This window comes from Tenacibaculum ascidiaceicola (assembly GCF_047470925.1).
Lineage (GTDB): Bacteria > Bacteroidota > Bacteroidia > Flavobacteriales > Flavobacteriaceae > Polaribacter > Polaribacter discolor.
The window spans coordinates 1-21,775 of the sequence record NZ_JAZKJP010000010.1 but is presented as its reverse complement, the minus strand read 5'-3'; the positions used below and the strand labels follow the sequence as shown (position 1 = coordinate 21,775).

At 33.3% G+C, this 21,775-nt stretch carries 10 protein-coding genes; 2 read left to right on the top strand and 8 right to left on the bottom strand.

Annotated features, from left to right (window positions below; translation table 11 throughout):
- Window positions 1-123: 123 nt before the first annotated feature.
- Window positions 124-300 (top strand): hypothetical protein, encoded by a 177-nt coding sequence (locus VBY68_RS09890; RefSeq protein WP_273694721.1) that lies wholly within the window; start codon window positions 124-126, stop codon window positions 298-300.
- Window positions 301-355: 55 nt separating this feature from the next.
- Here the strand turns inward: VBY68_RS09890 and VBY68_RS09885 are convergent, their stop codons facing one another.
- The 5 genes from VBY68_RS09885 to VBY68_RS09865 form a co-directional block, all read right to left on the bottom strand.
- Window positions 356-11,146, bottom strand: coding sequence for a LysM peptidoglycan-binding domain-containing protein (locus VBY68_RS09885; protein WP_415269618.1), 10,791 nt, complete (start codon window positions 11,144-11,146; stop codon window positions 356-358).
- 19 nt (window positions 11,147-11,165) lie between these two features.
- Window positions 11,166-12,509 carry an exonuclease/endonuclease/phosphatase family protein gene (locus VBY68_RS09880; RefSeq protein WP_099213888.1) on the bottom strand — a complete coding sequence of 448 codons (1,344 nt, stop codon included), beginning with the start codon at window positions 12,507-12,509 and terminating at the stop codon, window positions 11,166-11,168.
- Window positions 12,510-12,512: 3 nt separating this feature from the next.
- Window positions 12,513-16,196 (bottom strand): hypothetical protein, encoded by a 3,684-nt coding sequence (locus VBY68_RS09875; protein WP_415269617.1) that lies wholly within the window; start codon window positions 16,194-16,196, stop codon window positions 12,513-12,515.
- A gap of 110 nt (window positions 16,197-16,306) precedes the next feature.
- Window positions 16,307-16,744, bottom strand: coding sequence for a hypothetical protein (locus VBY68_RS09870; RefSeq protein WP_141554016.1), 438 nt, complete (start codon window positions 16,742-16,744; stop codon window positions 16,307-16,309).
- The gene (locus VBY68_RS09865; RefSeq protein ID WP_099213891.1) at window positions 16,701-17,060 is read right to left on the bottom strand and encodes a hypothetical protein; all 360 of its coding nucleotides are present in this window, start codon (window positions 17,058-17,060) and stop codon (window positions 16,701-16,703) included. Before VBY68_RS09865 ends, VBY68_RS09870 begins: the two co-directional genes overlap by 44 nt.
- A gap of 326 nt (window positions 17,061-17,386) precedes the next feature.
- Between VBY68_RS09865 and VBY68_RS09860 the strand changes: the two genes are divergently transcribed.
- The gene (locus tag VBY68_RS09860) at window positions 17,387-17,554 is read left to right on the top strand and encodes a hypothetical protein (protein ID WP_164723484.1); all 168 of its coding nucleotides are present in this window, start codon (window positions 17,387-17,389) and stop codon (window positions 17,552-17,554) included.
- Between the two features lie 51 nt (window positions 17,555-17,605).
- Here the strand turns inward: VBY68_RS09860 and VBY68_RS09855 are convergent, their stop codons facing one another.
- From VBY68_RS09855 to VBY68_RS09845, 3 genes are all read right to left on the bottom strand, one after another.
- Window positions 17,606-18,529 carry a PorP/SprF family type IX secretion system membrane protein gene (locus tag VBY68_RS09855; protein ID WP_415269616.1) on the bottom strand — a complete coding sequence of 308 codons (924 nt, stop codon included), beginning with the start codon at window positions 18,527-18,529 and terminating at the stop codon, window positions 17,606-17,608.
- A gap of 4 nt (window positions 18,530-18,533) precedes the next feature.
- On the bottom strand, window positions 18,534-19,763 hold the full coding sequence (locus VBY68_RS09850) for a gliding motility-associated C-terminal domain-containing protein (protein ID WP_415269615.1): 1,230 nt from the start codon (window positions 19,761-19,763) through the stop codon (window positions 18,534-18,536).
- A 13-nt stretch (window positions 19,764-19,776) separates the two neighbouring features.
- Window positions 19,777-21,775, bottom strand: a 1,999-nt coding sequence (locus VBY68_RS09845) for a beta strand repeat-containing protein (protein WP_415269614.1), incomplete at its 5' end; no start/stop codon positions are given.

Below are 21,775 nucleotides of genomic sequence, written 5' to 3'. Positions count from 1 at the left end.
AGAACTTGGTTGCTCTCTCCTACTCTTTTAATAAAGTATGAGAACACCTTACTTTTTTTACGGTTTTTCAAAAGGTTAAAAAACGCTAACAAGCTATTTTTAAAGAACTTAAAACAACTAATTATGTTACAAAACATTTTAAACTTAGGATTAACATTAACAAAAAAAGAACAGAAACTTGTTAAAGGTGGTGCATTACCTACTTGTACTGTATGCTTTGACTTTTGTAGATCGCAAAATTTTCAGACTAAAGAAGAGTTTAGTGCTTGTTTTTATGATTGTAAACAAGAACTTTGTTAAACTCAAAAGCGGACTTTCGTCCGCTTTTTTTATCTGTTCTCTTTTAAAAACTATCTTATAAGTTATTTATGTTCTTATATGGTAGTACTAAGTTTGATAATTGTATTAGTGGTAAGTTAGCGCCTTCTACCTCAGAAAATACAGACAAATCAAATGAAAAATAAGCATCTGTTGTTGCTGGTTTTTTGTTTTCGTACCATTTTTCTAATGCTTTTGCTAACTGACATACAAAAGGTGTAGTAGAAGTAATTTCTCCAGAACATCCTTCATTTGGTATTGTATAATCTTTAGGAATATCAAAAGAGAAAGGTGTATATAATAATATTGGTAATTGAACCGGAGGTAAATCACTTCCTTCTTTTTCTTGTAAATAATAATTCCAATATCCTGTTATTTTAATTGTTTGTTGTTGTAACTCATCATACGTAAAGAACGTTTTAAAGAATGTTGCCAAATGCTCTGATAAGGATACGATGCTTCCTTTTTCATCTATTATTTTAGCAATATTAATTTCTGTATTATTACTAAGCAGCGGTATTAATTTATTAGAAAATCTAATTAAAGGAGTTCTATAAATAAACTCAGGGTTTGTAGGGTTATCTTCTACTAATCCTTCATTTCTAATTACCGCTATTCCTGCCCAAGTATTTTGGAACTGTAATACATTTAATCCGTTTACCTCAACCGTTCTATTTGGTATCTCAAAAGAACAAGGGTATCCTAAGTATTCCTTTGTTTTAGCTTTAGGGTCTTTTACGTACCAATACGAGTTTTCAATAGGCGTTCCAGATTCATCCGTTGCTTGTACTCTTGTATAATTTTTTATATTGATTAATGGTGCGTTAGGTATCTCAGCCAAACTAAATTTATTCAAAAATAACTGTTTGTCTATTTCAGACATATTTTCAGGCAGTACTATACTTACTACTAAACGCTTACACTCTTTTCCTCCTTGGCAATCGCAGGTAGTAGTAAAATACGAATCTTCATTTTGCTGTATAATAAAATTATATACACTTGTAGGCTCTTGAGACTCTTGAGTTTTTACTAGAGAAGAGTTATTAGAAGCTGCTATATTATTATTGTTATTATTATGTTCACTCCAAGCTACTGCCAAATTATTAGTTATCTGCACCATGGCTTTCATTGCAGAAAATGCTTTGTTAAGGTTTGAATCAGTTTCATCTGATGTAGGAGATATAAGAGTTAAATACTTAGTCATATCATTTAACACCGACGACCATACACTCACCATTTGTGCCATATCGTTAAATAGGTTTCGAGAACTAGCTTTGCGTAGGCTTTTATTGTTTTTACTATCAAAAGTATTAAACCTAATATCTGAATAAATTTGATCTTGAGCTGCCTGATCTTCAGAATAGGTATAGGTAAAATTCCATTCTGATGCTTTTTCAAGAGTTTCTTTCGTTGTATTACCTACTACTGACACTGCTTTACCTTCTTGAGTTGTTAGCGTTGGTGGTTTTGGGTAATTACGAAGAACTATAGGAATATCTACTATACCTAAAGATTGTTGTAACGGAGAATTATCAAAATTAGGCTCTACTGTTTCAGCTAAATTAACAGGTACTATAAACGTTAACCATTTTGAAGCTTGATAACCTTTTACATCTGGCACATCTGTAATATCAAATTCAACATGGGTAATTTGATAATCCATACCTAAAGCTACTGAGGTAAATTCTTTGGAATTTTTAGTAGAAAAGATGAAAGATATATCTGATGTTTTTTCTCCGTCTTCGTAATCTAACTGTATTTTAGCATTTGAAATTGAATATAGTTTACTATCTCCTTCTGCATTATTAACAATACTTGGAGTACCATACAAACGAGGAGCTATTTGATTTGCTTCTTCTCTTGCTATTCCAGACTCTGCTGTAACCTGCATTTGTACTACTGCATTAACAGAATAGGTGTTTCCTAACTGAATGAGTAATTGTTGTTTGAACTTTTCTTGAGCGTTTAATTTTCTTGCTTCATTTACTTCTGGTGCTGTAAGAATTGGCTCTACCTTAGTTGAAATGGTTTCTGCTAATAATGATTTAGCTTTGGTTATAGCTTCAAGGAAAGATGTAGCATCTGTATCTAAACCTTTTAAAACTTCTTCTTCTTCTTTCTGTTTTAATTGGTCTACCAAAAATGCTGGTACTGCATATTCTGAGCTTAAGAAAAGGTCAATTGCATCCAAACATTGTTTTCCCCAGATATCCATATCAACATCTGTAAAATTCTTTACTGTACCTTTTTCACAATCTAGTCCTTTACCTGTAACATAAGAGCATATTGGAACATCTTTTTTAGATACTAAACTGGTAGAAATTGGTAACGGTGCATAGAAAGATGCATTTAATAAACTATATGTATAGATTTTTATTTTATATGAGCTGAATTCCTCATTGGTCAAAACTCCCTGCAATGCTTCATCAAAACTAGCCTTACTCATATATATGGTTCCTACTAATGGAGTAAGTTTATCTACTACAGAATTAGGAACTCCTGATTTTGGCAGTTTCGAAATTGAATTGTTTGTAAGCTCATAAGATCCTGCTGGCTCAACATTCCAATAAATACCGTTACCAGGTTTTAGCCCCATTCTTACAATGTAAATAGATTCATTCTTCTGGCTTCCAACCAACTCTTTATCTATACCTGTAGTTACTTTAAGTACGTATTCATTTTCTTGATAAAAAGTCTTTTCAAAATTAACGGCAAATTCTGTTAGTGAATGATTTTGTGTTTTTTCTCCAGCACTATTTTCCTCTCCAAGAGTTGGAACATACGTATTAGGTTGAACCAAGGTACTAGTTGAAGTAACCGATGGGCTATCTTTAAAATCGTTGTTAACAAAAGAAAGGTCTCTTTCCATACGTAATGCTACTGTTAACTCAAAAATAGAAGCTGTTTCTAAATTTTCAATAGCTACTGGTTGTTTTATTGAACTCATTGTTGGAGCCGTAGGAACTGTTTTACAGTACGCTACTGCATATAAATAAGCGTAAATTTCTTTTACAAAATTATTAATTGGTTCTAAACTTACATCAGTTTCAACCCCTGGAAGTAGTGAAGTACTTAAGGTTAGGGTTACTGTATTCTGATCTTTTTTATAGGGATTAAATTGATTTATTTGATAATATATATTGGTATATACAGCTAAGTCATGTAATGCATTTTTTTGATAATCTGGTGCATCTGGATTATTAGGATCAGACACACAAGGTTTACCATCTGTATTTTGATATCTTGTAATATCAAAAGAGAAATTTAATAACAACTCTCTGTCTGTATCATTTTCTAATTTTACATCATAGGTAATAAACAAACTTGGCCACTGTGAGAAACCTTTTAATTCATCAAGGTATCCTACTTGCACTGGTGGATTATTAAGAGGTGATTTTGTGTTTAGCGCTGGATTGTTAAATGGTGTTATGGTTTCATTACCATAATAATCTACCCAATCAAAATGTATTTGTAATGTGTTTCCTATACCTCTATAAGGGTTATCTTCTTTTTGAGGGAATCCTTCTGGGTAAGAATTATTAGGGTTATCTATTGCATACTGCGCTATAGGAATTACTTGATTATAGTTCCAAACAGAGTTCGCATTTTCTTTATTTTCTTCATCGGTATTTGCAGGACCAGAAGGTAAACCTACAATACTTTTGTTAAAATATCTGTTAGCTACTATTTGATAGTTTAATAAATTATATAGATTATTTAAATAGGTTTCTGCATAGCCAGCACTACTTGGGTTATCTGGTGGAGTACCTGGGTTTGTACGACTTAACTCAAACCCTGCTGTACCTTGTTGAATTGATGATACTTTATGTACTACCTGATCAACTATTGTAAAGGTTGTGCTTACCGCAAAAACAGCAGCATCTTTAATTATAAAAGATAGTGTATCAACATCTATGAAGTAATAACTAGCAATGCTTTGTAATGTATTACCTGGAGTACCCTCGCCTGTTGTTATCTGGTAAGTAACTGTAGGGATTTCTATTAATTCCCATACAGCTAAATCATCCCAATTATCAATATCTGGATTAAGATTTTTTACATCATTTGAATCAACCTTAAAATACTCTGCTATGGCTGTTAAATTATTAGATGGTGTATCTGACGGAAGACCAACTTCATATTGTAACCCGTTTAAAATAATTGGTTTTGCTGATGTATTAAGTTTTACATCTGTTTCATTAAGTTTAGCTAACTCGCTAATTAATATATTATATTGAGAGGAAATGCTTTGTAGCGTTTCATTTGCTAAAGTTGTTGTATAACTTAAATCTCTTTGAGCTTTAGACTCTGCATAAACGATAGAAGATGAAGTATCTATTTTATCTCCTGTTATAGCACAGTTCATAAAATCTTTAAGAATATTATTGTATGAATTACTATAAGTAACCAGTAATGAAATTGTTCCGTTTCCTGAACTGTCAAAAATAGTATCAGGGAAACCTGTATTTCCTTCAATTTCATTGTATAATAAATAATATCCTCCAGATCTTGTAATACTACACTCCCATAATAGTTTTACAAAATCATATAATGAATTTAAAACTCCGTTAGGTTTTTCAGATTCTTCTACTTCAAGACCTTTCTGTAATGATTTTAATTGTACGGGATTTGTTTCTGTTGATAAATTAGATTGAACAATAAACGTTTTCATATTTAGGTTTCCAACAGAAAGTAATCCATCACTTCCTTCATATAACCACTGTATATCTTCAATTACCCCTTGATTATTATTAGAAGAATTAGGGTTTAAAACTCTTAATAATCTTTCTAAAATCTGTGTTCCTGACTCATTTGCTCCTATTAACTCATAAGTAAATGCACTTGTACCCGGAGCAGTATCATCTGCTTGTTTTTTAATATCTATTTCTAATAGTGTAGACCAACCATAATACTCAGAGTTTTTATAGTCCATAACTCCTGTTGCAGCATTATACGTTCCTATTTGAATATCCATTGCTGTACCAGCTCGTTTTGGCAACGCTATTTGCTGTAATAAACCTGATGGGAAATTCCATATTAAAGGAGATACTTCTGTTTGGCTTCCTAAATTACCATAAGGTAGATTTACCTCTCCTGAAGTACTCCATTGTGTTACGGTTTGGAATGTATATTGCACTGGAGTTAAATTATACGGTGTCATAGCTGCCAGTTTTAAAATATCTGGCTCAATACCTGTTTGCTGAGCATAATTAACCACTGTTGAGATTTGCGATATATCTTCTGCAGTTAATTTTATTGGTAATGTTGCTTTTTTAGGGTCTCCAGAAGGAACTTCTCCATTAAACTGTAACCAATTTAATGTAGTATTAATTAAGTTGATCGTAAATCCTTCTTTAACATCGCTTGGAACTTCAAACTGTTGTCCTGTTAATTGGTATAAAGCACAATCATCACCTGTACATGGAGAGTTTGCATTGAGTGTTAATCCTGGTAAGGTAGTTGGTAACCTCATTCCATGAAGTTGGTATCGAGATACCATACCCGATAATTGTGTATATGAATGGTTTGCTTTAAAATAATCTAATATACTTTGTACGTCTAAACATCTTAATTCTGGAATATTTACTGTACTGTAATTATCTGAATTATAGAATAAATCATTTAATTGTTGGTTATGATAGTTTGCTCCTAAAACTTCTGGAGTTGTACTATATTTTTGAGCTATTTTACCTAGCGTTTCTGCATCATCAGGATTGGTAAAAGTTATTGTTGTGTGTACAAAAGGTTGAACTAACAATACTCCTAGTGGCTGTACTTGTAATGATTGAATTTGTGTATCATTGGCAAGGTCATTTACCGTTACCTTATTAGTAGGAGTACTTAGTTTTTTTGCTATACCTGTTAGGGTATCTCCAGGCACAATAGTATAAGTAACACTATTATAAACAAATGAATTACCTACTATAAGCAGTCCTGGTACAGATTGATTTTGTAGTAATAAATCTGAAACTGAAATATTATTAAATACGGTACTAGCTATTCCTGCAAAAGTATCTTCACTTTTTGCTGTATAGTTTGTAGCTGCTACAGTTAAGTTTGCTTCAGTAGTTAGAAGTGTATTTTTTTGAAAGCTTGAATCATTGGCTAAATCTGCTACTGTAGTTTGTAACCCTGTAGCTACCTCATTAATAGTATCTGTAGGTTTTACTGTATAAGTCTTAGAGTCATACGTAATTTCTTGAACTTGTAATACTCCCGGAATGGTTGCATTTTGTGTAATCAGCAATGCTATTTCTAAGGCGTATTTAGCTCCAATAGAAACAAAATTATCACCATCAAGAATAGTGTACATTACTCCTGTAATATGAACATCAATTCCTCCATTTAAAGGGTGAGATTGGTTCGCTTTAGAAATATCACTTATCTTAACAGTATTTGTTACTCCATTAGAAGTACTAATATTATTTGCCCAGTTTGCCATGGCATTTAGGCTATTACCTTTAGATAATGGGTAAGTATAGTTTTTTAATGCGTCTTCTGCATATCCTATAAGTTGTTTTCCTATAAGTACAAAGTAGTCTTCAAAAACAAATGTTGATAATGAATGTTCTACTGCTGCACTTTTTCTCAAGGCTGTATTAGCATTTTCTTCAGATACTTTTACTGCGAGTTCATTAAACCATTTTTTAACTTCAGATAGATATTCATCCGTTGCCATATTATAGGTACTGAAATTCACATCAACTCCTGCGTCTGGAACAGATAGTTCTAAATCGAAAAACATCGGAAATACAGCTGCTGTTTCAGGTTTTGAGCTTTCTGTTACATTTTGAATGTTTACAGCCTCAAAAGTATCTTCAAGGAATGATAATAATTTATCTGTAGGAATTGGTAATGGCGTATTTTCGTTTGATAATAGTGCTAATAAGACCTGTAAATCGGTTTCTGATACTGCTAATCCGTCAGTTGTAGTTCTTGTACTTTCTGTTGCTCTTTCTTCTGCATAGTTTTGTATTAACCATCTAAAAAAATCTTGACTTAAATACTCAAACGAAGAAGTAACTGTGCTATCAGGGTTTTCAGCATCAGGGGCATCAATCCATAGTGTAGTAACATACTGAGCTTTCTGGTTTTTTAAATCGCCATTTTCCGATCCAGCTACTGTTAGGTGTGGAATTAAATAAATATTAAGTGTAGGTGCATTCTCTTCTGCACTTACTACTAATTTAGAGTTGTAATGTATTGGTTTTATAGGCAGCTCAATTAATCTACTTGATTTTTCTGCGTATACTAAATAGTTACCATCAACAGATTCTGAAAGTTGTCTGTTCCATGGAGCCATACTTGTTTGATCTGTACCGATTGTAAGATCTGTTCGTATTTCTGCTTTGAAACTAAAGTTAATTTTAATAGAGAATATTCCTAAATTTATTTTTGCTGAAACTCTTACATCTACTGAGGCTACAATAGCCAAAGGCATTTTGTTGTATGCTTCTAAAATTGCTTGTGCATATACTTTTACTGTAATATTTACAGATGCCGAAATAATTCCAAAATCTAAAGAGCCATACAATTTACCAATTAACCCAAGTGTACCTTGCAACCAATAGTAATAAGAAGTTTCTACTTCTGTTTTATTGTTTTCTTGAAGTGCTCCTTGATATGGATGGTATGTAGCAATAACTCCTTCTAAAATACCAAAAATTGTAATGCTAAATCCAGCTTTTAGTACCCCGTAGTTAACACTATATCCAACACCTAACTGTAAGCCTATTCCAAAAACAATTACTGGATTAAAATTACCATAATTTGTTTGTGGTACTTTTTTGGTTGTAGCACTACTTAATTTTCCAAAGTAAAAACCTCCTGACCCCATTGCTGGAATTCCTGGTGGTACAATAGCTTGTATAGTGAAGGATCTTGAAAAATCAAGTTTATACGGAAATCCTATATCTACCATAAAATCACCATTGGTATAAATGGCCAAGGCAATAGAAGGAAGTGTGATATTGACTGCACCAAACTGTAAGTATCTTAATGCATCTGGTAGTGTAAGCGCTATTTGATATACTCCTACTCCATCTGAGATTTTTTTATACATAATCTCAAAATCCAAGCCTGCAAAAATTTTGGCTTTATCACCTGCCATTGCAATTCGTAAACCGTATAAATTAGGATCGTTGAATACGGCTTGCATTTCTAATGTCCATACCGGTTTTTCTTTGGTACCAACATTAAGGATTCCAAAATCGGTTCCTATTAACCAATTTGAATTTTCATTAAATGAAAGTAAAGAGTTTCCTGAACCAGGACCAATAGGTACTTTGCCTTTTTCTGGAGTATCAAATGCTTTTTCCATAGCATCTGTAACTTCTTTAATAGATTGGTATTGAGCTGCATTATTTAGCTCAACATGTTGTCCCATTGCTAATAAGCGTAACTCAAAATACTGTGTTCCTTGACCAGGAACTTCTGGCATATCTTTTACATCTTGTCCTTTTTCTTTGTTAAAGACATTACTGTCGTTAATTGCTGGTACTACTGAACTACCATCAAATGCTATTTGAACACCTTGTGCATTTTTTGTTAGCTTAATACCGTTGATTGTAATGAATACTAAATCAAGACTTTTTGGTAATTTATAATCTACTACTACCTCTTTGGTATCTAAATTATAAGTAACCTTAAATCCGTCTAAACTTATTTTATTGAGTATATCCCAAGGAGCATCTAATTCAAAGTTAGGATCGAACAACATCTTCATAAATGAGGTAAGTAACGACCCTACACTCCAATTTTTAATCTCAAAAATGATAGTTCTACTTTCTCCTGCAACATTATATTTAGCAATGAACCCTTCCCATTCAATCATTAATAATTGGTCATCACCATCAAAATTATAACCAATCTTAACTTCTGCATTAAAGTATTCAAGTAAAACACTTCCCATTACACCACCAGAGTATTGCTTTCCTGCTGCTTTGGTTGCATCAAACTTTAAGGCTAACGCTGCAGCAATATCAATTCTCTGATTAATTATAGGAAAAGTGAACTTCCACTCTATGCTCGTTTTAACTTCATAAGAACCTTTTTCCTCTCCATTTGGAATATCTGCGGTTAAATCAAAACTAGTAATTGACAAATCTGCTGGTAAAAAACTAGTAGGTAACTCAAAGCCTACTTTTTTAAACAATCCATCCATCAATTGCCCTAAGTTTAACTTGTCACCTGCAGGCATGTTTATACTTAAATCCCACCCACCATCTTCTGTTGAAGAATTGTAATTTACTGCTGATTGCAATCTTAAATCTCCTATAGAGAAAAGACCACTAATAGCAGCTGTATATACATTTGAACCTGTTCCTGTTACTGGAGAAGTAGAGGTAAGTTGTAATGCTGCATCAGTTAATGATATATTGGTAATAAGGTTCATTTCAATATCTCCTGATGCAAAAAATGCATAGTATTTACTATTGATATCCATATCAATACCAAACCCTGTAAATACTACACTTACCAAACTTTCTGGTATTTTTATAAAACCGCCTGTTATGGCTGCTAATAAATCATTGATTGAAACGGTTCCATCAAAAGCTGCTGATAAAGTAAGATCAGAAGTAATTTCTACATCAAAACCTCCTTTGAATATGGTTGGAAAAAAATCTGCTCGAGCTGAGAAAAAAATACTTTGATCATTAATTGTTCCTGGCCCTGTAACTAACCAATTTACATCAAATTCTTGAATGGTAAAATTATCAAAAAGATTCCACGCTCCATTAGACCCTACTAATGTTGATACACTATTAATACTTAGACCATCTGTAAAATCGAGTGAAGTACTAAATCCTTTAAAAGCTATACTGTTTAAAAACTGTTGTAATGTTGGAGGCACAATTGTAAACCAATTGTTCCCAGCCATTAAAGAAAATAAATTTAAAGGTGTTACTGGTTTATTAGGGTCTGATGTTACATTAATATCAAAAGCAGAAGATTCTGTAATTATCCCTGCGCTAAAATCCATAGAAATATCATCTCCTAGGTGTAATGTGAGTTGAAAATATAGAACTGGAGTCTGTGTTTTTTCGGTTTCTTCTTCAGTAATACTTAAGATAGTATCCATATCTGAATCTTGACTTACAAACTCTTCTATTGTTTTAATTTGAAACCCTACTCCGGGGTTACTTACCTCTAAAAAACCTAAAGAAATTACAGTAGCATCTATAGCTACATAAAGATTCATTTCTGGGTAAATAATATCTTCATTATTAACAGCAGAAGGATCTAAACTTCCTACTAATGCTAATCGTGTACTTGACGACCAAAATGTAAAAAAATCCTCTACAGGTTTTAACCATTTGGTTAGTGTAATAAGAGATGCAAAGTTTTGCCCCATTACCAAAGGTACAGTTTGATTTTGCCATGAAAATTTTGCAATATCTTCTGTACTAAAAATAAAAGCTGGAGAACTATATGGAATATTATCAAATACTCCGCCCGTCATGTATTTCCAACTGGTTTCAAACTTCCAGTTATTTAAATCAATCGATATTGTAAATTGAGCATCGTTACTTTCATTAACAGTAATGATTAAAGTAACTTTGGTATTTGTTTTATCTACATTAAGTATTGTAGCCTTAGCATTTTGTATTGTTAAAATATTTCCTACTGGCTCTGGAATTGTGGTACTCGATGTATCAATTAATAAAAATTTCCCTTCAGGTAATTTATATCCTTTAGTTAACAATTTATCCAGGTCTTCAGGAGGTGTTAATTGAGAATTCGTAAAAGTAACTGCATTAATAGTGATATTACCATTATTGGTAGCTGCTTGTTCTCTAAAAGTGGTTGTAAGGTTAGAAAGACTCATAATACAAAATTGTGTGCTGTTATATATCAATAATTAATGCCATATGATCACTGGTACTTCGTATTCTCCGGAAGTTAGCCCATCCTTTGAATCTACTTAAAGCTCCTATATTTCCTGGAGCATATCCTCCTACACCATTAGGTCCATTGGGAGGTAACGGCAACGCTACTGGAGATCCTGCATTAGCCATACCAACAGGTATTTGAGCCATTCCTGTTGTATAAGCATAATGACCAGCTGGAACCCCCACAGGCGGATTAGGATCTAGGTTATAGGGAGTCCCAGTAACCCTATTAGCAATGGTAATATTAGCTGCAGGCCCCCCTGCGTTTACGCCATATCTAGTTAGTATGTTATCTACACTAGAAAAAGAATCTTGAATCACATATTTGTACCCAGAATATCCATTGGTATCCCATGGTCTCGCATTTCTGTGAGATTTTAACATAGTACATACATACCCTTTATCAGGCCATTGATTAGCTGTTGGGTTTATGGCACGAGTATATCCAGCAGCTCCAGTTAAATTATTATATGCTATAGGTTCAAAATGTGTATTGAACACATCTACATTAAAATCTCCTACAATAACACCTACTTCATTGGCAGCAAGATTTGCAGTCATTTCTTGAATATTAGATAATTGATTTGTACCATTAGCTGCCTGATTCTTTTTGGGCGAAGCATGAAAAGACATCAATTTAATAGTTCTGTTATTGGCATTATCCCAAAAGGTTGTGAGATAAGGAGTTCTATTAAAATTATTAGGAAATCCTAATACTGGTCCTGGAGCCATTCCTACTCCTGGACCTCTAAACTGCCATTGTCCTGCGAGTTGTCTAAAAGCACAATTAGCATTAATATTAGAATTTGCATTTACGTTTCCTAAAGGGAGAGTAGTATTCCAAGGATGTGCATAGTTCGCAAGGTTCATAGCACCTATATTGGCTACAGAATCAGAAGCATTGCCACCTCCTTGCCAACCCCAAGGCCCAGTAAATTCAAGATTTGCACTGTTATAATATACAGATATCCCTTCAGTAACTCCATTCAAACCTAACCTAACAGGAGGTACTAACATCCAATTAGCTCCCAGCCAATTACGTATAAGCCCCAAAAGATAACGAGATCCTGTAGACCCTCCTGCACTTATTAAAGTTCCAGGAGCTCCACTTCCTGTACTCGTTTCTACTACAACAAAGATATCAGGAGTATTTTGGGTTAATGTCGTTCTAATTACATCCCGTCTATACCCTGATTCTGGGGTTTGCAGACGATTGCCATTATGATCTCTTTTTCTACCTATTTGATTAATCTTATTAATCCCAAACTGCTGTATATTCCAATAAAGTACTCTTGCCATGACCTATGATTTAGTTTTGTTATAAGCAGCGTACCATCCTAAACTTTTGGCAGTAGCTCCTGGTTTTGGGTTTCCAAAAAGTAAAAAATTGGTGCTTCCTCCTGGTGGAAGTTTGAGAATTCCTAAAAACTTTAGTGCTATTTTACTCAATGTCATTAAATACGATTGTTGGGCTTCTACATATTCTAATTTTAAAGTATCGATAGATAATTTTAATACTCCTTGTAGACTAAGAAGTTTAGCATTACTACTGGTTCCTGGGAGTTTTATTCCCACAAATGCCTTATAGGCAGTATCGGTAGCTTTATTTCCTGGGCTCCATGCTATTAGCAAACTAGCATTAAAATCTAACGACGCTGCTAATTCACCAGGAGTACCCATATTTAAGGTCATTTCTAGTCCATACCAATTTTCTGAAAGCCCGGTAGTATTAATTCCAGGTAAACTTAAATTAAGATACCCTAAACTAGAAGGCTTAGTATCCTTATCTCCACTAACAAGGTTATTGATTTGTAGTGCAAAATTAGGGTATAAACTTAGTTGCCTAGTTGTACTAAGGCCTGAGTTAAATACTATTTTTGAAGCATCAAAAACATAATCTACCACAGTAGGTGTACTGATATCAAATGCCATATCAATAAATAAATTACTGTAACTCAACCCATCTATGATATCTGTATCTGTACCATCTCCATTTCCAAAAGAAAAAGCATCCATAACAATCGTTTTTTCTTCTGTTTCATTTGTTGCAGGAGTGGTTGTTTGCATTACTGCATAGTTTAAATACCCCCACATTGCGAAACTAGATTCTATATGGGTGGCTTTAGGGTTAGTTGTTAATGTATTAAACTGAATTTTGGTGATTTCTACATTTTTAAGAAGATTACTATCAAAGTAGAATAAATTATCATCAGTATTTTCAAATACATATACTGGTGTACCATCATGATCTTGATATGTGCCATCTAGCACTACCGTATTTAGAGTTTTAGAACCATATTTATTATTCGTACCTATTACAGTATCAGAAAATAAATTGTTCATTGTTAATTGTACTTTACTCTGAAAGAATTTAATAGCGGTATTTTCAAAAAGAACTTGTAATTGAAGTACTTTAAAATCGTAAGTAGCTCCTGCTAAAGGTGGTACAGGTTTATTAATATTTAGCCCTTGTAATAGTTGTTGTTGATAAGCTGTATCTAAATAGTTGATGAGTCCAAAAAGAGAACTATTTTTTTCCATTTGAACCTGACCTTCAGCATTTACCTTATTAACTTCTATTCCAAAATGATGTGCATTAAACCTAGTTAGATTAATACCAGATATTAACCCTTTTAATTGTTGAGGAAATTCTTGTAAATCAATATCTGCTTTGAGCACCAAAATTCCATTCCAATCTTTATTATTTACGATATTATGGAACTTTTCATAGAGAATTGCCTGATTACTTTCTGGGTGTTCTAAACCATATTGATAAGCTTTTTCTGCTTCTGCTATATAATCCTGTACCCATGAAGATATTGCAATTAACTGCTGATATGCATTCGCTGGATCCTCTACTCCTTCAGTATTAAAAGTGTTAGGTTGTGTCCAAGTCTTTGGGTCTTTAACTCTGTCTATTAACCTGCCTTTACAAAATTTAAAAATGACTACATTATTATAATCGGCATAAGTGTTTGTTGTTCCTACATTAATATCAAATGGCCAATCTTCAATTGACATTTTGTTATTAAATATAGCCTCTGCTGTAGTTTGCCCTCCTTGTTCTCCACTTTTAGAAAATAATGTTCCTAAATGGTTATTTTGAGTGACTACTAAAAATTGTTGATTAGTTAGAAAAGCACTTTGTAATTTAGTAGATAAATTAATAAAACTCATTTGATATTGAGCAGGATCAGACGGTTCTTGATTTTCTGGATATAAATACTCAGGTGTAGCGTTTTGATGAATATCATTTTGCCCTAAGTTAAGCATGCTCCAAGCTCCATTGTTCTTTACATGAGCTATTAATCCTTGTGGAGTTGTAGAACTTACATAATTACTATCTCCATCACTTAATAATTTTACTCTTTTGGTTGCACTTTTTGAGACTCTTTGTGCTGTTAATTGTCTTGTAATAAGAGTTTTTCGTTCTTTACTAAGTACTTCGGACTCGAAAGTTGTTAAGTTATCGTTTCCTGGTTTTTGAGAATCTGCTTCTACTGCTAGGTAAGGAACAATAGGTATATAAAAATCTTGTTGAGGCATATCTATACTAGGTTCATAAAACCCTAACAAATTAGATTTACCTACATTACCCTCACTTACTCCATGATCTTTGGCAAATAAGGAAGCTCCTTCAGGTTGAGAAACATATTGAACATTTTCTGCTACCTCTGATATAATATTATACCATCCTGTAAAGTATTTATTTTCTAAAGTTGGATTGTTTGTTCCTGGGTTTACCAGTGATAATTCTTGGGCAGGAAAATTTGGCGCATAAGCCGGTTGTTTACTTTTAAATCGTAATACATCTCCTGTAGGAATTTTATCTTTAACTGAGTATGGTGTAAAGGAAATAACTTCCGTTCCTGATAATCCTGGTAAAAAATCAAATTGGCCATTTTCATCTACTTGATCTGATTTTGGATCCATAAAAAAGTCTCCTTCAGGTTGTAAATAGAATCGTTCATTTTCATCAATATCTCTGGGAGAAATAAGTAATAAAGGACTATTAGGTAATGGAGTTAAATTATTAGAAGGATTTGTATTTTCAGTTAAATTGACTTTTGGCCATAAAGTAATAGGATGACCAGTATTTATTGAAAAAAAACTAGGTAAATAGCAAGGTGTTGATTTTCCTGAACTACTATTAAAAATACTTCCTGTAAACGCAAAATAAGTATTTAATCCTTTTTTATTTCCTATATCTAAAGGGTCTATCGATGCTTGAGTCATTGCATACTCTACATCTGATTGAGGTTTAAAAATAGGATAACTATATTTTACAAGGCTACTATCAGCTGGTTCTGTATGATAGTAACATGTTTCTAAGTAAAAGGCTTTAAAATCGCTTTCTAAATTAAAACCTAGCGGAAAACTAAATGCTCCGCAATTGTATTTGGTAAATGATATGGATATATCTTTATTAAGCAGCGTATCACTTCCAAATTCTTTACTGTTAAAAGATATATTAGGACTATTTAAATCGTAACTTAATTGTATTTGTGTAGCTGCACCTTCTGGAATGAAAGATACTTCTGTATTATTTCTAATTGATAATGTCGCAAAACCATTTCCCATGGTGTAATTAAAAGTTTGGCTAACCTTAATTACATTCTGAGAATTCACATAATAGTTAATTGCAACAACATTTTCATTAGTTGGTTTTGAATTTACATCTAACAACCAAGCAGTAGTAATATTATTTGAAAAGTTTTCTCTATACTTTTGTAAGTACTCCTTAACTTCATCTATGTAATTGATAATATTATTGTTATCAGGAGCATTTTCAGCAAAAAGAAAATAAACCGAAAGTGTTTTCGCTTTTGATAAAGTAAGTGTAGATTCTTTATAAGTCGAATCTTCTGGTAGCACTACAGCCGACCACTCATTTAACTCTGGAGTTATGTTAATATACAATAACGGATCTCCAGAATCCACATTACTAAATATAGTACCCTCAGTATCTTGTAGAGTTGAACCCATAGCATTAGAATAATATGTGTGTAAAATAACTTGGTAGTGCAATAAAGTATGAGTATCAAAACTAAGGAATGGAAAACACCCCTCAAAAAAGCATCGTGATACACTATAAACTAATCATCCTTAGGACATAAAATAGATACAATTACTATTACATCGTAAGGTGATAAATTGGATACAATCAGTTGACTCCCTTTAAAATCAGCGACAGCTATAAGCTGTTCTCTAATCTTTAAAATATGGATACCATTAAATGAAGTACTATCATTAAATTTTACATTATTAGTATCTCCTGTGTTAACAACAGTTGCTTGCTGAGCCTTACTTATATTATTAATATAACAAATACATTGAGACCCATTATTGGTATCTAATACAGCATATTCATTTTTTAAAAGCACAATTGTATCCAGCTTGGATTTTGTAATGCTTTGAGAAAATGCTGTGTTACTCGCAAATACAAAAAAAACAAGGATTGTATATAAAATATACAATCCTTTTTTTTTATTAACCTTGTGTAGTTTGCGCCTGAATTTCTGCAGTTGCATCATTCTGAGCGTTAGTAATATTAGAAACGGTTACTTGCGCACCTGCAAAATTCCCATTACACACCACACTATAAGAAGGTGAATTTGGTGGAATATTAAATAATCCATTAGCAGGTTTGGTAGCTCCATTATCATAACAATTAACACCTGCAGGCGCACCTGCAATTGTAAAAGTTAGTGTGTTAGCTCTACTAGAATTTGTAATAGTAAGAGTAGACTGTGAACCATTAGCTGTATTCCAAGTTGCAAATTGACCTGAATCTATAGCTGCTGAACCTTGTTGGTTAATTACTGGGTTTTGTGTTGCCGTCGTTGACATAATTTAAAAGTTTAATTAGTTAGTGGTAACGAAGTTAAACTCTTATATGACTCTTTTTATAAAAAAAACTATAAACGTAATAATAGAAAGTATTAATGACTTTAATTCTGACACGAGTGTTTTCTTATCAATTCACAAACAATAAAAAAGACATAATACCCTGAAATAAAACACATTACAACTCTTAACTCATAAAATAATTTTAATCTTATCTTCTTCAAGCTCATTTTATTATATAAAATAAGAGAATACCTTACTTTTTTTACGGTTATTTAAACAGTTTCCTATTATGACCTTTTTATTTTTAAACTCTAAAAACTAAAGTTATGATTAAAAACATTTTGAACTTAGGTTCTATCTTAAACAAAAATGAACAACAGCTTATTAATGGAGGTAGTAATGATCCTGTAACAGACTTATGTATTCCTATCCCTAGAGAAGTTGCTACTTGTCTTATGCCTATTAGTGGTGAATGTTGTGGTTTATGGGATTAAAACAAAAAACTATAAAAGCTGTTGAAAAACAGCTTTTATAGTTTTTATGATTTAGAAAAATCTCGGTTGTTTATAACTATCTTCCTCTGATTTAAAATCAAACAGTAGTAAAAATTCATGTGACCCTGAACTAAATTCTCCTAGATTAGATATTGTATGATCATACGCATAACCTAATCGCAAGTCTTTTCCAATTCTAAAATTAACTATTCCACTCCACGAGTCATCCAGACGATGAGATACTCCAAATTCCACTTTATTATTCCATAATAAATTTAACGATAAGTCTAATGACAAAGGTGCTGAATCGGCATACTTAACTAATGTTGAGGGTTTTAATTTAAATCTATTTTTTAAATCTATTACATACCCTGCTGTCAGAAATCCATGTATTTTTTCTGATGCTTTGGTTATTTTTCCGTTCGATCTTTCAAAATGTAATGTTTCTAATAAGTTTGGTATTGAAGCTCCTACATAAAAGTTTTCTTTGTAATAGAATGCTCCTACACCAAAATTTGGGTATGTTTTGTTACTATTCTGATTAAATTTTGAATCATTAGATTCTACTTGATTTAATGTTAACAAACCTATTTGTTGAAAAGTTGCTCCTGCCTTTAACCCAAAAGCTAGTTTAGCTTTTTCTGAAGTATTAATTGTAAAAGAAAAATCGGCATAGGCATGTGTTTCACTTACTGGACCTATTTTATCGTGAATTAAAGATAAACCTAACCCTACTTTTCTACTTACTGGACTATGTATAAATCCACTAAATGTTTTTGGCGCTCCGCTAACACCTACCCATTGTGATCGTGCTAATAAACCTAAACTTATACCTTCTTTACTACCTGCATAAGCTGGGTTCATAACCGTCATATTATAAATATACTGAGTGTATTGAGGATCTTGTTGGGCTAATATTTTACTACTTATACTTACTAGTAAAACTAGTAGTATTATATATATTTTCTTTTTCATATAGCTATTTATTTAAATATAACCAGCCTTGATATGGTTTTGTTATACCGTCGTTAAAGTCTACTACATACCAATAAGTGGCCGCTGGCATTGCTTTTTGGTCTCCTGTTAATGTTAATCTACCATGCGACTTCCCATCCCACCAAGTTGGATTCAACTCATTATTATTACTATAGTCATAGACTACATTACCATACCTATTGTATATTTTTATTTTAAATTTAGGATATGCTTCTGACAAACCTGGTATTACAAATTCATCATTAACACCATCACCATCTGGAGAAAAAGAATTTGAGGCAGAAAAGTCTATAACAGGATCAATAGTTCCTCTTTTTCTTTCACATGCTAATGTAAAAATACCATATCCTGAAACTTTTGCTGTTATACTTTTACTATGAGTGTCTATGTATACATTTTCTCTTTCTTTAACCCACTCTTCACCATTCCATCGTACTATCATTAGTTTACTTGGGTCTGAATAAAAAATTTCTGGTGTCGTTACACTACTCCATGTTAAAGTTAACTCCACCAATTCTTCATTAGATTTATTTTGAATTTCCCAGAACTCATTCATATTTATTAAACCAACATCTTCTTCTTTTTTATCAAAATCAATAGTTGCCTTTTCCCAATTAAAACATACATAAAAATTTGTGTTAGGATCTGAAGGAGATGATATAGTTACAGTCCTAGGAACAAAAGTTTGCGATTTATAGTCTCCAACAGGAAAAGTAAAACTTTCATTTCCTTTTTTTTGAGCTTTATTATTCACATAACTTTTATTACTAATACCAGTACTTGTAGCTCCATTTAAATAAGTTACGATACCCTTTTCTTCTGCTTTTAAAATTCCATTTTCAAAAAATGTAGTTCCTACAATCTCTATTTCCTTATCTAAACTAAAAGCTAAACTTGTTGACTCATTATCAAACTCAACAAACATAAAACTAGATGTTCCTTCACCTGTTATAGTCTGTTCATTATTACCTACAAAACTTGTATAACCTGTTACTTTATTATTAGAAAACTTGAATTTTCCATTATTTGTGAAGTTTTTAAATACATACAAGTCACCATCGTTTGTTATTGCTCCATATTCTTTTATTAATAAATCTTCATGAACGCTTACTAATGTGTTTTCAGAAATATAAAGGGGACCAATACTTGTTGTTTGGGCTTTAACAGCTATAACCAAACACATTATTATTGATGAGAATATCTTTTCTTTCATAATTATCAACTTATTATAAAGTGGTACCATCAATTTTATACCAATAATAGTCTGCTCCATCAAAACCACATTGTATTGTTATAGAAGAATTAGTTCCTAAAGTAGACAATCCTGTTATTAGCCCTGATCCTTTTATAGTGCCTCCACCTGTAATATTTAAGTTTAATGCTACCGAAAGACCAAGTAAAGTTCCGTTACCTGCTTTATTTACAATTACTAACTTATTTCCTAAATTACTACTATTAGGGGTTGGTATTGTTATATCAGCACCTAAGCCTAAACTTATCAATCCAGTTTGTTCAATTATTACTGTACCATCTGTATTGTCTATGGTTGTGCCTGAAGTTGGATTTTTAACAATTCTTATATTATTCAACCTAGTTAAAGTAGTATTAATTGTTGTAATATCTGTTTCGTTAGTCGTCGCTAAAACATTATTCCCAGCAACATTCCCCGCTAAGGTAGAAGCTCCTATATCAACAGACCCTCCATCTACTAAACTAATTGTATTGCCGCTTAAACTTAAATCTTGTGTATCTGAATCTACTACACTCCATGTTGTTCCATCACTAGTTTTATATAATATTCCTGAAGCTGTATCGGTATAAACTTGACCTGCAACGCCTGTAACAACTCCATTAGGATCTCCTGTTCCAGACAAAGTAGCATCTTGCCCCGCTGCTCCAGTGTCTCCTTTTAAAGAAGTGATAAAGTCTGCTTCGGTTCCGGTATTTCCAGCATCTAACCAAGTTTGATATGCTGATTTTCCGTCTACTCCATCTGCTCCGTTAGCTCCTGTCTCTCCAGTGTCTCCTTTTAAAGAAGTGATAAAATCGGCTTCGGTTCCAGTATTTCCAGCATCTAACCATGTTTGATATGCAGATTTTCCGTCTACTCCATCAGCTCCGTTAGCTCCTGTTGCTCCAGTGTCTCCTTTTAAAGAAGTGATAAAGTCTGCTTCGGTTCCGGTATTTCCAGCATCCAACCATGTTTGATATGCAGATTTTCCATCTACTCCATCTGCTCCGTTAGCTCCTGTTGCTCCGGTGTCTCCTTTTAAAGAAGTAATGAAATCGGCTTCGGTTCCGGTGTTTCCGGCATCTAACCATGTTTGATATGCTGATTTTCCATCAACTCCATCTGCCCCGTTAGCTCCTGTCGCTCCAGTGTCTCCTTTTAAAGAAGTGATAAAGTCTGCTTCGGTTCCTGTATTTCCAGCATCTAACCATGTTTGATACGCAGATTTTCCATCTACTCCATCAGCTCCATCTGCCCCGTTAGCCCCTGTTGCTCCAGTGTCTCCTTTTAAAGAAGTAATAAAATCGGCTTCGGTTCCGGTATTTCCAGCATCCAACCATGTTTGATACGCAGATTTTCCGTCTAGTCCATCAGCTCCGTTAGCTCCTGTCGCTCCGGTGTCTCCTTTTAAAGAAGTGATAAAGTCTGCTTCGGTTCCGGTATTTCCTGCATCCAACCATGTTTGATATGCAGATTTTCCATCTACTCCATCTGCTCCGTTAGCTCCTGTTGCTCCGGTGTCTCCTTTTAAAGAAGTGATAAAATCAGCTTCGGTTCCGGTGTTTCCTGCATCCAACCATGTTTGATATGCTGATTTTCCGTCTACTCCATCAACTCCATCTGCCCCGTTAGCTCCTGTTGCTCCAGTGTCTCCTTTTAAAGAAGTAATAAAGTCGGCTTCGGTTCCGGTATTTCCTGCATCTAACCATGTTTGATATGCTGATTTTCCGTCTACTCCATCTGCCCCGTTAGCTCCTGTCGCTCCGCTGTCGCCTTTTAAAGAAGTGATAAAATCGGCTTCGGTTCCGGTGTTTCCTGCATCCAACCATGTTTGATATGCTGATTTTCCGTCTACTCCATCTGCTCCATCTGCCCCGTTAGCTCCTGTCGCTCCAGTGTCTCCTTTTAAAGAAGTAATAAAGTCTGCTTCGGTTCCGGTATTTCCGGCATCTAACCATGTTTGATATGCAGACTTTCCGTCTACTCCATCTACC